The sequence below is a fragment of the Marinobacter sp. V032 genome, assembly GCF_052645435.1.
On record NZ_JBQXYE010000001.1, the window covers coordinates 1,025,402 to 1,038,444 of the forward strand.

The window sequence follows — 13,043 nt, forward strand, 5'->3', positions numbered from 1 at the left end:
ACACCTATCAGTCTTCCTGTCCGAACAGCTCATCGTAGAAGCGACCGGTGCGATCCCACGAATCTTCTGCTGCCTCGGCATTATAGGCCAGTGGCATATCGAACTGTTTGCCAAGCGCGTCTGCACCCGGGCTGGTGAATGAATGCTTAACGCCCGGGTAGCTGACCAGTTCCAATGCGGCGCCTGCTGTTTGCATCTCGGTTACAAAGGCGCCCACCTGATCGGCAGGCACAAAACTGTCATCACCACCGGTATACACCTGAATGCGCGGTTTGATCGTGCCGGGTTCTGCGGTAGAGGCAGCCGCGAGTGAGCCGTGGAAGCTGACGACACCCGCCAGATCCACTCCGCGTCTTGCCATATTCAGCACCACTCCGCCGCCGAAACAGTAACCTTGCGCTGCAATCTGATCGGGATTGACGGTGGGGTGTTTTTGCAGCACTGACATGGCCGCCATGAATCGGGCCTCTACGGCATCCGGATTGCTCATGGCCGCTTTCATGAACGCCATGGCGTCGTCGGGGTGTTGCGCCACTTTGCCCGAGCCGTACATATCCAAGGCGAAGGCGGTATAGCCCATATCCGCCAATCGCTCTGCTTGTTTGCGAGCAAAGGTGTTATGCCCCCACCACTCGTGAACAACCAGTATGCCCGGTCGCTTGCCCGAGACTTCGTCATCATAGGCAAAGTAGCCGCTGAAGCTCTCGCCGTTGACGTCATAGGTCACACTTTCTGTTTTGAGTTCGGCATGAGCAGAGGCTGTCGCCAGCAATGCGGCCACAATAATGCTGATGCCAGTAAGGGATGATCGGGTTTTCATGATGCCTCCATGGCGGGTTTTAAGCCTGGGATTCGCGGTAACCAGACGGGTCGTCTAATCTGGATAGGAATATAGTCGGATCTGCATCTAAAGCACAGTGCTGAATCTGAACTAGACTCAATACAGATCGCGCCGAAGAGACTGTTTTTTCAAGCCGGCTCGGCGATGATGCTGATTGAAAGAATGACGCCGTAAAGAACGCGTTGATCATATAAAAAGGAGAGATCCATGCTGCTCAAACATGCTTTTGGACTGTTCACTCATCCCGATGCCGAGTGGGCGACCATTCGCAAGGAACATGAAACACCGGCTCACCTTTATGTGTCTTATGTGCTGATTCTTGCCGCGATCGGCCCGATCTGCGCCTACATTTCGACCACTTACTTCGGTTGGACGGTGGGTAGCGAGCGCCTGATCAAGCTCTCCAATATCAGTGCAATTCAGCTGAGTGTACTGACCTATATTGCGATACTCGTTGGCGTGTTTGCGATGGGCTATGCCATTGACTGGATGGCGAAGACCTATGGATCCACCAGCGAAGCTGACAAATCCAATGGCATGGCGCTGGCGGCATATGCCAGCACGCCGCTGTTTCTTGCCGGGTTTGCGCTGCTTTATCCGGTCCCCTGGTTTAACGGGCTGGTTTTTCTGGCGGCTGCCGCCTATGCAGGTTATCTGATCTATGACGGTCTGCCGATTGTGCTGGGTATTCCCAAAGAACAGGCGGTGGTTTATTGCGGCGCGGTGCTGACTGTGGCGTTGGTAATTCTGGTCTGCACTCGCATTGGATCGGTACTTATCTGGAATATAGGTTTTGCTCCGCAGTATGTCGGCTAGCAGATTGCGGGTTGGGGCCCGGCGAGCGTTAACTGCCGGGTTCCCCGAAAGCTTTCAATCTCCCCGAGTCTGAGCGTTCAGCTCTGAGCGTGTGGCTTTGGCCAGCGCAATTTCCTGCTCTATGTAATGACCCACCATTCGCGCCAGTCCCTCAACCAGCTCATCAAAGCTGATCGGCGGGTTGGGCTCTGTCAGGTGTCGGACTACCGCAAATATGCCGCCGTGAATCATGATGTAACTCATAGTGGGAATGCTGCGTATCTGCAGTGTTTCCGGGTGATGCATGAGGTACTGAGTGACCAGTTCCGACAGCGCCGTTTGTAGCGGATCGAGATACATCTCGAAGTCGAGGGTGATCGCGTACTGGACACAATTGAGATAGCGCCCGTCACCTTCCTGCAGGAATTCCCTGAATCTTTCGAGCAACTCCCGTACGGCATCTGATATCGGCATCCGAACAAGGGTCGGGATCAACGGTCTGATCAACGCCACGGTATCTGCCACAAACCGCTCCGACATCACGCTGAAAATCGCGTCCTTGTTGTCGAAGTATTCATACAGTGAACCGACGCCAACTCCCGCAATATCAGCAATTTGCCGCGTGGTTGTTGCTGCCGGACCGCGCTCGGCCATTGCAATGAAACCGGCCTCCACAATTGCGTTTACCGTTGCTTTTGCCCGCGTCTGACTCGGTTTTCTCGCCATAATTTTTCCGAATTGAATCCGAACAAGCATTCGCTTTACTTTGAATGCCATCAACGATGCATTTCAACCAGTGTAGGTGGCCCATGTTTGGAAGTCGTTTGCCCGAGAAACCTGAAGCGGGTGTTTCTGCGGTTGTTACCGGTGCAGGTAGCGGTATAGGGCGTGCCTTTGCCCTGGAAATCGCGCGCCGGGGAGGCGCTGTCCACTGTTCGGATATAAGCGCCGAATCCGCCCGGGCAACGGCGGAAGACGTTATCGCAGCCGGTGGTCAGGCCTGGGCGAGCCAATGTGATGTCAGCAAGCTGGCATCGGTGCAGGCGCTTGCAAAAGACGCAGCCAGAGTGCTGCCTGGGCCGATTAGTCTGGTGATCAACAATGCAGGCGTCGGTGCCGGTGGCAAGCCGGTAGGTGAAACCACCATCGCCGATTGGAAATGGACCCTCAATATCAACCTCTGGGGTGTGATTCATGGCTGCCACGTGTTTGCACCCCTGCTGCGGGAGCAGGGACGGGGCGGGATTATCAACGTCGCGTCGACGGCCAGTTATTCTGCCGCGCCGCTGATGGGGCCCTATAACGTCAGCAAGGCCGGGGTCTTGGCCCTCAGCGAGACGCTGGCGGCGGAACTGGCAGGCACCGGGATCAGCGTAACGGCGCTGTGTCCGACGCTGGTCAAAACCAATATCAATGCGAACGGCCGTATCGTAGGCGAATCGTCCCGGTTGTTTGACCGTCTGATGAACCGGTTCGGCATGTCGCCTGAGCAGGTCGTACGGATGACGCTTGATGCTCACCGCAGCGGCGACCTCTATGTGATGCCACAGTTTGATGCGCGGATGATCTGGCGGACCAAACGCCTGATACCCCGCACCTATGCCTTGGGCACCGGACTGATCAACCGCTTCGGCACCAGTCGCCTGCAATGACTACCCGTACGCAATCTCTATCACCACACCCACAGGGGATATATAGCCATGGCAACGATTGATCTCGATAACATGCTGGCGAAAATCAAGGCCAGCCAGTGGGCGCTGGCGGATATTGACTGGGAGGCTCCCGGTGCGGAGATGATCAGCGAAGCCCAGTGGCCCAAACTCAAAGCCTTTATGTCAGACCTGATGTGGATTGAGCATGTCGGCGCCCGTGGTTTTGCCGCAATGGCAAAGAAAGCGCCGACCGATACCCTGCGGGAAATCTACACATACTTCCACGCCGAAGAGCAGCGTCACGCGAATGCCGAAATGGCGTTGATGCGTCGCTGGGGCATGCTGGAAGGTGAAGAGCTGCCCGAGCCCAATATCAACCTCCGGCTGACCATCGAGTGGCTGGATCGCTACAGCGATGATATGCCGCTTGAAGTGCTGGGTTCTGTGATTCCGATGCTTGAGATTGCTCTGGATGGCGCCTTGCTGAAATTTCTGCTGGATGAGGTCAACGACCCGTTATGCCATCAGGTTTTCGAGAAGATTAATGCAGACGAAGCCCGACATCTGGGGGTGGATTTCCATGTCATGGAAATGCTGGGGCGTGGTCGGCTGCATCAGCTTGCGGTCAAGACAATCGGCACGGTAGTCAGCCCGAAACTGATTATGGGTGTGCTGGCATATGCGCCGCTGCTTAACCGAATGCGCGACAACATTGTGGAGATGGGCCTGAAGGAAGAGCGACTTTACGAGGCTATGGACAAATACCAGCGTATTGGCGGGCGCACGAAGGAAGGGCGCCGCAACCCCTGGTTTCAGATTATCAGTCAGCACGGAAGGATGGTGGTTGATCGGAGCCATATTTACCACAAGCCGGTGGATGCGCTGGTGAAACTGAGCAACTACATACCCCGGCGTGCGCTGGGGCCCGTTCCAAGCTGGGTGAAAGAGCTGACCTGGCGGCCGACCGCCTGAACCGATGGCTTCCACCCAGATCTGAAAGTATCTGAGAGCCGCGGTGAACGCAGTGTGTTACCGCGTGTTTGGCTGAACGAGAGAAACCTATGACGATCCCGACCATGAAATCTGGCGCCCGAAAGGCAACCCCCAGGCAGGCGCCAGCCACGAATAAACCCCATGACGTCCTGATCGTCGGTGCCGGTTTCGCCGGGCTGGGCGCTGCGCTGCGCTTGCAGCAGGAAGGTGTTGGCGATCTTGTTATTCTGGAAAGAGCCGACGACGTAGGCGGTACCTGGCGAGATAACTCTTACCCTGGTGCGGCCTGCGATATTCCGTCGAATCTTTATTCGTTTTCTTTTGCACCCAATCCGGACTGGTCGCGCAGTTTTGCTGGCAGCCGCGAAATTCTGGATTACGTGCATCACCTTGCAGACCACTACAACTTGCGGCAACTGGTCCGCTTTGGTCGGGATGTCAGCCATCTCCGGTATGACGATAAAACCGGTCTCTGGACTGCCGTCACTCAAACCGGTGAGACCTTTCAGGCCCGCTCTGTAGTGATGGCACAGGGGCCATTGTCCAATGCCAGTTTTCCGGACATTCCGGGCCTCGATGAGTTCAAGGGACACAAAATCCACAGTGCCCGATGGGATCATGACTATGATTTCAACCGTAAGCGGGTGGCGGTTATCGGTACTGGCGCCAGCGGCGTGCAGATCGTCCCGGAGCTGGTAAAGAAGGTCGATAAACTCACGGTTTTTCAACGCACACCCGGTTGGGTGATGCCGCGCCCGGATTTTGCTACACCGCAATGGAATAAACTGCTGTTCCGCCGCGTGCCGAAAGCACAGGAATCAGTGCGTAGGGCACTGTACCTCGCCCACGAATCCATGGCGCTGGGCATTATCTGGAACTCGCCACTGACCGGTCTGCTTGAGCGAGTCTCGGAGGCACACCTTAATCATCAGGTGAAAGATGCCTGGATGCGCCGCCAGCTGAAGCCGGATTTCCGTATTGGCTGCAAGCGGGTACTGATGTCCAGCGACTACTATCCGGCGCTTCAGCGGGACAACTGCCGTCTGATCACCTGGCCCATTGCCAGACTTTGTGAAAATGGCATTCGCACTGCCGAAGGTATCGAGCACCAGTTCGACTGCATCGTGTTTGCAACCGGGTTTGACGTGAACAATAACGGCACCCCGTTCAAGGTCACCGGCAGCAAAGGGCGCGATCTTGATACCGACTGGAAGCGTGGCGCACAGGCCTACAAGAGTATCAACGTTGCCGGTTATCCCAATCTGTTCATTACATTCGGCCCCAATTCAGGGCCGGGCCATAACTCGGCTCTGGTCTATATGGAGTCCCAGATCGAGTATCTGGTAAAAGCGGTAAAAATGATGACGTCAGAGGGTATCAAGAGCCTGGATGTGCGCAAGGACGTGCAGCGGCGGCATAATCACGATATTCAGAAGCGACTGGCAAAGACCAACTGGAACTCCGGTTGCAAGAGTTGGTATCTCACCGAAGACGGGTTTAACGCTACTATGTTTCCCGGTTTTGCCAGCCAGTATGCACGCCAGATGGAAGGCTTTGATCCTGGCGATTATCGGGTAGTGAGAGTAGCTGGCCGGCCCCAGTAGAAGCCCTGCCCATACAGGCCGGGAAACTGTTTCAGCCAATCGGCCACATCTCGGGTTTCGACACCTTCCACGACAATTCGCAGGTTCAGCGCTGTACCGAGAGCGAATGCCGCACGGAAAATACTTTGCCGTACAGCATCCTGGCCGATATCAGTAAGAAAGCTGCGGTCAATTTTCAGCTCGTCGACATTAAAGTTGACCAGCGCCCCCAGCGACGAGTGCCCTGTGCCGAAATCATCCAGTGCGATTCGAAAGCCGTGGCTCCGTAACTTGTCGAGCATCACGCGCGCCATCTGCTTGTCCGCCATCACGGCAGTCTCGGTAATCTCAAGCACCATCCGCGCCGGATTGACCTTGTGGCGTCGAAGACAGTCGGCGGCCTCCAGATGAAAGTCGGCATTCGCCAGGTCCTGAACCGATATGTTCACGGCGACGGTCACATCGTCGGCCGTTGCCGCCCGCAACTGGGCGAGATCCTGCGCGGCCCGGTCAATGGCCCATAGCGTGACCGGGTGAATTGCACCCACCTGCTCGGCAAACGGAATCCACTGACTGGGCGTCACTTCACCGTAACCGGGATGCTGCCAGCGGATGAGTGCCTCATACCCGGTAATTTCACCGCTGTGCAGGCTGATTTTGGGTTGGTAGGCCATGTGGATGTCGCCATTTCTCAGGGATTGATCCAGATCCAGTAGCAGGAAATGTTGCAGATCCTGTTGCTCGGCGGCCTGCGGATTATAAAGGTTAATGCTTTGGTGACGGGAGAGGGTCGCATAGCCCGCACGGGAGATCAGATCGCTGCTTCGGTCGCCGTGCTCCGGGGCTGTTGCGATACCGATGCGCGGTGTCCAGCTAAAGGCATAGCGCTCTTCCACGAATGTTCTCTGGAGCCAGTGTTCAATCATGTGCCAGTTGATGGCGGCCCCCGGTTTTCCGGTGTCGGTTTTCAATGCGGTTTTGAAAGCGAAGACATGACTGGCGGTATCGATTGTCCCGAGGCAATGCCCCTGGAACAGCACCAGCTGCTCCGCAAATGATGATTCAAGGAATCGGCTGAAACGCGAGAGGTAGATTCGCAACAGTTTTTCAGCTTCCCGGTAACCCAGCGTCCGCTCAAGTTCAGGATAACGCTCCAGTCGCAGTATACCGATGGTGTAGGCGGTGCCGTCGGCGTGGAGTTGATCCAGTGCCTGTTCAATGATGGGGCGGCTGGGGCGTCGCGTGATCCGGTGGTTGGTCAGCAACTGGTTGTAATCCTGCGTCAGTCGGGTACGCAGTTCGCGTTCTCGTGTGGCCTGTGAGTGGGCGCTGCGCCGTCGCCGGCGTTCTGTCATTAACGAATAGGCCACCATGAGGGTCAGATACACCGAAGCTACCGCTGAACTGATAAAGAAGCTGGATGTGGTCAGTTCGTTTACCGGCAAAAGACCCACGGTGCGCATCAGCACGGGAATAGCGCCCAGCAGTTGTATTAGCAGAAAACCTGAGAGCGTGCGTGCGGGCGCATTCCATGGGCGACGGCTCACGGCAACCCCCACCACAAACAGTATCGTCGCCCCGCTGATCAAGAGAATGTTGCCTTGGCTTGCCCAATTAAGATGAAGCGGCGCGGCGAGGGCAAGTACCAGTAATATACATTTGCCCAAGATCATCAGGCCGCGAAGATGACCGGTGATGCCGAGGTAGTGCCGGGTGAAACCCAGCAGGCAAAGCGCGCTCAGCGCATGCATGGGGGTCAGCAGATCATTTACGGCCGGCATGTCCGGCCAAATGAGCCAGAGCCCGAAGCCGTCCAGAGACAGCTGTGAAATCAGGGAGGCCATGATTAAGCCTGATAGCCAGGCTAGCCTTACCTGGCGCAGCATCGCCAGCAGCGCCAGACAGAAAAACAGGGCAAATACCAGAATGCCGTAAAGAAAAGCCTTCCAGGCAATGGACACGCCCACAGTTGAAAGCATGGATTCGGCGTCGGTCACTGAAAACGGAAACAGTGTGGGGCCGGCATTGACCACTTCGAAGAGCAGGGTGGTTTCGCTATTGGCGGGTAGGGCGACCGGCCAAATCAGATCAGGGAGGCCGATCGTGCGTTCGGCAAACGGGAAACTGTCACCGAGGGTGGCAAGACGCCGCAACGTGTTATCAGGGTCTATGACCACGGCGCGCACCTGATCAAGTGAGGGAGCAGGAATGACCAATAACTGGTCGCGAGAGCGGTCGTCAGAATTCTTCAGTATCACCTGGAATGTGGTCGGTCGGTCGAGATAACCAAGGCTGCCACGGGATGTGTCTCTGGTGTTCCAGTTGTCATCCTGTTGCCACAACTTGTGATCGAGCACGGTTTGCAGGGGGAGTGCCTGGAATCTTATTTGTGACTGAACGGCGCCGGTATCTGGCACAAGAGGGGTGAGTGTTTGTGCTGGCGGAGTGGAAATGGCGGTGTGATGGATAAGCAATACGTATACAGACAAGGCCGCAACGAGAGCCAGCGGTAACCAGATAACGAGCGCCACCAGCGGGCGTCGTTGAGAAGCGTCAGCCATGGAGCCCCCGGCCAACGATTGCAGATATCCTTTCCGGCATGAGATTACGATCCTTGTAGGTGTCGCCGGGCGTAACGGTGCTCACTTAGGATGAGACGCGTAAATTACAGTCGGCAAACACTTGGAAACAAAACTTAACATATTGAATTTCAGGGTATTTTACTATTTTTAATGGTTTTTTGTATTTCAATTTATTGATAGCGAGCATGCGCTTTGAGCATGATGCAGGAACTACGTTGCGGGTGGTGTTACCCTAGTTTGCACGCCTGAGACCTGACCCGGGTGCGGCTGAATTCATGAACTACCGAATAAGGACACTGCCTTGAAACCTGTCGCTGAAGCTTGTCTTCGCAACCAGCAACCTATCGCCGATGCATTGGCGCCCTGGCTGCAGGCCGCCGGGCAATGGCTCGAGTTGGGCAGCGGCACCGGCCAGCACGGTGTCTATATAGCGGAACGCCACCCGTCTGTTCGCTGGCAATTGAGTGACGTTGCGGACACGCTTGAGGGCATGCGTGCCTGGCAGCAGGAGGCAGGGCTGGCTAATTTGCCGGAGCCCATAGTGCTTGATGCGGCAGATGCCGTGCCGCCAGCACCCGTGTACGACGGCGTCTTCACCGCCAACACCCTGCATTTCGTAGGCTGGGAGATAGCACAAGCCATTATCACTTATGCCTCAGGATCACTGAAAAGCGGCGGTACCTTTGCCGTCTACGGCCCGTTTAATGACAACGGCCGCTACACCAGTGACGGCAATATCAGCCTTGATAAGTGGCTGAAGTCACGTGACGCCAACAGCGGCATCAAAGATGAGCAGGCGATTGTTGACCGGGCAGCAAACTGCGGTCTGATGCTGATGTCGGCTACGGATATGCCGGCCAACAACCGCTTCATCGTATTTCAAAAAAATTGATCAGTGCGCCTGTCGCAGCAGAAGCATCAACGGGAGAGAGATAATGACCGACGATAAACGCCGCCGCTATTCAAGCCAGGTTGTAGACGGCATTGGCAAATCCGCGAGCCGCGCGATGCTCCGTGCGGTTGGCTTTAACGATGATGATTTCCGCAAGCCTCAGGTGGGTATCGCGTCAACCTGGAGCAACCTGACGCCCTGCAATATGCACATCAATGAACTGGCCGAAGAGGCGGGCAGGGGCGCCGACGCCGCCGGTGGTAAAAGCCTTATTTTCAATACCATCACCGTCTCGGATGGCATAGCAAATGGCACTGAGGGCATGAAGTACTCGCTGGTGTCGCGTGAGGTGATTGCCGATTCCATTGAAACGGCTGCCGGCTGCGAGGGCTTTGACGGGCTGGTTGCGATCGGCGGATGCGACAAGAATATGCCTGGCTGCGTGATGGGGCTGGCAAGACTCAATCGACCATCGGTTTTCGTCTACGGTGGAACCATCGAACCGGGTAAGAACCATACCGACATCATTTCGGTTTTCGAAGCGGTCGGGGCTCACGCCAAAGGTGATATGGATCTGATCGAAGTGAAACAGATCGAAGAAACCGCCATCCCGGGACCGGGCTCCTGCGGTGGCATGTATACCGCTAACACCATGGCATCCGCAATTGAAGCGATGGGTATGAGTCTTCCTGGAAGCTCTGCCCAGAATGCGGTGTCGCAGACCAAGATGGATGACTGCCGGGCAGCCGGTGCAGCCGTTCTGAATCTGCTTGAAAAGGACATCAAACCCCGTGACATCATGACCCGGGAGGCATTCGAAAATGCCATTACTGTGGTGATCACCCTGGGCGGTTCAACCAATGCTGTACTCCACCTGTTAGCGATGGCGAGCACGGCTGAAGTCGAGCTGTCGCTGGATGATTTTGTGCGCATCGGCCAACGTGTGCCGGTGCTGGCCGATCTTAGGCCCAGTGGTCACTACATGATGTCGGAGCTGGTTGCGATTGGCGGTATACAGCCATTGATGAAGATGCTGCTGGATGCGGGCATGTTGCACGGTGACTGCATGACGGTAACCGGCAAAACACTGGCGGAGAACCTGGCAGACGTGGCGCCCTATCCTGACAGCCAGACGATCGTGCACGGCCTGGACATGCCGATCAAGAAAGACAGCCATTTGCGGATTTTGCGTGGCAATCTGGCGCCGACTGGCGCGGTGGCAAAAATTACCGGCAAGGAAGGTACTCATTTCATAGGCACGGCGCGCGTGTTTCATTCCGAGGAGGAGGCCCAGGAGCGCATCATGGATGGCACTGTGGTGGCCGGTGATGTGTTGGTGATCCGCTACGAAGGGCCCAAAGGCGGACCGGGTATGCGTGAGATGTTGACGCCGACCTCCGCCATCATGGGCAAAGGTCTGGGCAATGACGTGGCGCTGATAACCGATGGCCGTTTCTCCGGCGGCAGTCACGGCTTTGTGGTGGGGCATATCACACCAGAAGCGGCTGATGGTGGCCCAATTGCGCTGGTCGAGACCGGCGACACTATCACCATTGATGCTGAGGCCAACACCATTGAGCTTGGGATTTCCGAGGATGAAATGGCCCGTCGAAGACAGGCTTGGCAGCCACCGCAACCCAAATACCGGCGCGGTGTGCTGGCGAAGTATGCAAAAACAGTGAACTCGGCATCGCTAGGCGCAGTAACAGACGATTTCTGATTCAGGCTATTTTGCTCCCGCGAGTTCTGGAAAGACTTGCGTGAGCGCCGGGCGCAAGTGTTGCGCCCCGTATTTCGCCGGCGATCTCGGTTATGACCTGATAAACAAAGGGTCTTAGCGGTTAATTGAATCAACTAGACGACTGGTCTATTATAAGGCGTATGACAGCTACATTAACATCCCGGAAAAAGGCTCGCCCGGCTTCAGATACACGGGCAGAACTGATTCGCATTGGTAGCGATATCATTGCGCACAAGGGCTTTAACAGCACGGGCATCAACGTGGTGTTGAAAGAGGCCGGTGTGCCCAAGGGGTCTTTTTATTACTATTTTTCCAGTAAGGAAGATTTCGGTCTGGCGGTGATTGATGATTTTGCTGCCGAGTATGATGCTCAGCTCGACCTTACGCTCGGCAATCCGGACCTGCTGCCGCTGGAGCGTATCCGGCGATACCTGCGGACGGCGATTGACGATATGGAAGCTTGCGATAACAGCCGGGGGTGCCTGGTCGGTAATCTCGGGCAGGAACTGGCTGGCCAGAACGAGAGTTTTCGACTCAGGATTGATGCGATTTTCTCCAGTTGGCAAGCGCGCGTGACCCGGTGTCTGGTTGAGGCGCAGGAACAAGGGTATGTTGACCCCGCGGCGGATCCCGCTGCACTTGCCCAACTGCTTCAGATGGGCTGGCAGGGCGCAACATTGAGAGCGAAGGTCAGTAAGTCTGTTGAGCCCATGCAGCGTTTCAAGACGATGTATTTCGAGCAGATACTGGGTGTAAAGAATTGACGAGTGAAGCGTCAGCCGACACTGAATAGGTTTGTCGACGTCAAGCCGCAACTGAAGCGATGGCGGTACCCGGGCCGGGACCGCCAAAAAACAGGTCGAAAATATAGTAGACCGGTCTAATTAATGAGTTGAAGTGTGACTGAAATGAAACCCTGAACGGTCGAAGGAGACTGGATATGAGCAATCAACCCGTCGCAGTAACCAACGAAACATTCGAGCAGGAAGTGCTGAAAGCTGACAAACCCGTGCTGGTGGATTTTTGGGCCGCCTGGTGTGGGCCTTGCAAATCTGTTGCGCCGTTGCTCGAAGATATAGCCGACGACCAGTCTGAATCCCTGAAAGTCGCAAAGATTGATGTTGATGCTCAGGGTGAACTGGCGGTGAAGTTCGGTGTGCGTTCCATCCCGACGTTGATGCTGTTCAAGGATGGTGTGCCAGTGGGCACCCAGATTGGCGCGTTGGGGAAAGGCGAGCTGAACGAATTTATTCAGACCCATAGCTAAGGACTGCAGGGCCACTAAGCGGCTCCATCAGAGTTTCACTCTTTTGGACACTGCTGTTGCGATCTTTGCCGCCGGATTCTGGCGGCTTTTTTTTGTCTGGTTACTGGTGCGATAGCGCCGAATTGCCCGCTTTCATTTAATGTCGCGTTGTTCAGTGTGCGCGGACGGTCTCTCGACTGATATAGTCCTGCTCATTATTCGAAAACGTTGAGGCGCTTCATGGGATTTTTTATTGCTCTGCATACACTTGCTGCAGTGATCTGGGTGGGTGGAATGTTTTTCGCGTATATGGCGCTGCGTCCTGCTGCTGCCAAGGTGCTGGAGCCGCAGCAGCGCAGTCTGCTCTGGTGCCATACGCTGTCACTGTTTTTTCGTTGGGTCTGGGTGTCCATCATCGCGTTGCTATTAACCGGTTTTGGAATGCTGGGCACTTACTTCAACGGTCTGGGTTCGGCAGGCTGGCACGTGCATGCAATGCTCACGCTCGGACTCCTGATGATGCTGATTTTCCTGCATATCTGGTTTGCGCCCTATCGTCGGCTGAAGCAGGCTGTTGCAGCGTCTGATACAGCAGAAGCAGGTCGCAGAGTGGGGCAGATCAGGCTGTTTGTGTTGATTAACCTGATTCTGGGGCTCGTCGTTGTCGTGGTCGGATCGGGTGGCCGCTACCTGGTATTGGTCAACATGTAAGTGACGG

The 13,043-nt window shown here is 55.7% G+C and carries 12 protein-coding genes; 9 read left to right on the plus strand and 3 right to left on the minus strand.

Annotation, left to right across the window (positions count from 1 at the left end; translation table 11 throughout):
* Positions 1-7: 7 nt before the first annotated feature.
* Positions 8-820 carry a dienelactone hydrolase family protein gene (locus tag ACUN9X_RS04695; RefSeq protein WP_445472346.1) on the minus strand — a complete coding sequence of 271 codons (813 nt, stop codon included), beginning with the start codon at positions 818-820 and terminating at the stop codon, positions 8-10.
* A gap of 228 nt (positions 821-1,048) precedes the next feature.
* Between ACUN9X_RS04695 and ACUN9X_RS04700 the strand changes: the two genes are divergently transcribed.
* On the plus strand, positions 1,049-1,657 hold the full coding sequence (locus tag ACUN9X_RS04700; RefSeq protein ID WP_260038466.1) for a Yip1 family protein: 609 nt from the start codon (positions 1,049-1,051) through the stop codon (positions 1,655-1,657).
* 54 nt (positions 1,658-1,711) lie between these two features.
* Here the strand turns inward: ACUN9X_RS04700 and ACUN9X_RS04705 are convergent, their stop codons facing one another.
* Positions 1,712-2,362 carry a TetR/AcrR family transcriptional regulator gene (locus ACUN9X_RS04705; protein ID WP_260038465.1) on the minus strand — a complete coding sequence of 217 codons (651 nt, stop codon included), beginning with the start codon at positions 2,360-2,362 and terminating at the stop codon, positions 1,712-1,714.
* 83 nt (positions 2,363-2,445) lie between these two features.
* Here ACUN9X_RS04705 and ACUN9X_RS04710 point away from each other — a divergent pair, with 83 nt between their 5' ends.
* From ACUN9X_RS04710 to ACUN9X_RS04720, 3 genes are all read left to right on the plus strand, one after another.
* Positions 2,446-3,288, plus strand: coding sequence for an SDR family NAD(P)-dependent oxidoreductase (locus ACUN9X_RS04710; RefSeq protein ID WP_445472347.1), 843 nt, complete (start codon positions 2,446-2,448; stop codon positions 3,286-3,288).
* A 48-nt stretch (positions 3,289-3,336) separates the two neighbouring features.
* Complete coding sequence (locus ACUN9X_RS04715; protein WP_260038463.1) at positions 3,337-4,260, plus strand: ferritin-like domain-containing protein; 924 nt, start codon at positions 3,337-3,339, stop codon at positions 4,258-4,260.
* Positions 4,261-4,349: 89 nt separating this feature from the next.
* Positions 4,350-5,885 (plus strand): flavin-containing monooxygenase, encoded by a 1,536-nt coding sequence (locus ACUN9X_RS04720; RefSeq protein WP_445472348.1) that lies wholly within the window; start codon positions 4,350-4,352, stop codon positions 5,883-5,885.
* Here the strand turns inward: ACUN9X_RS04720 and ACUN9X_RS04725 are convergent.
* Positions 5,849-8,425 carry an EAL domain-containing protein gene (locus ACUN9X_RS04725; RefSeq protein WP_445472349.1) on the minus strand — a complete coding sequence of 859 codons (2,577 nt, stop codon included), beginning with the start codon at positions 8,423-8,425 and terminating at the stop codon, positions 5,849-5,851. The genes ACUN9X_RS04720 and ACUN9X_RS04725 overlap by 37 nt on opposite strands.
* Positions 8,426-8,747: 322 nt before the next feature.
* Between ACUN9X_RS04725 and ACUN9X_RS04730 the strand changes: the two genes are divergently transcribed.
* The 5 genes from ACUN9X_RS04730 (at position 8,748) to ACUN9X_RS04750 (ending at position 13,036) form a co-directional block, all read left to right on the plus strand.
* Positions 8,748-9,338 carry a DUF938 domain-containing protein gene (locus tag ACUN9X_RS04730; protein WP_445472350.1) on the plus strand — a complete coding sequence of 197 codons (591 nt, stop codon included), beginning with the start codon at positions 8,748-8,750 and terminating at the stop codon, positions 9,336-9,338.
* 43 nt (positions 9,339-9,381) lie between these two features.
* Positions 9,382-11,058: a dihydroxy-acid dehydratase gene (ilvD, locus tag ACUN9X_RS04735; protein ID WP_445472351.1), complete on the plus strand. Its 1,677-nt coding sequence runs from the start codon at positions 9,382-9,384 to the stop codon at positions 11,056-11,058.
* Positions 11,059-11,219: 161 nt separating this feature from the next.
* Positions 11,220-11,843, plus strand: coding sequence for a TetR family transcriptional regulator C-terminal domain-containing protein (locus ACUN9X_RS04740; protein WP_445472352.1), 624 nt, complete (start codon positions 11,220-11,222; stop codon positions 11,841-11,843).
* A 176-nt stretch (positions 11,844-12,019) separates the two neighbouring features.
* Positions 12,020-12,346 carry a thioredoxin gene (gene trxA, locus ACUN9X_RS04745; RefSeq protein ID WP_445472353.1) on the plus strand — a complete coding sequence of 109 codons (327 nt, stop codon included), beginning with the start codon at positions 12,020-12,022 and terminating at the stop codon, positions 12,344-12,346.
* A gap of 219 nt (positions 12,347-12,565) precedes the next feature.
* Positions 12,566-13,036: a CopD family protein gene (locus ACUN9X_RS04750; RefSeq protein WP_445472354.1), complete on the plus strand. Its 471-nt coding sequence runs from the start codon at positions 12,566-12,568 to the stop codon at positions 13,034-13,036.
* The last annotated feature ends 7 nt before the right edge of the window (positions 13,037-13,043 follow it).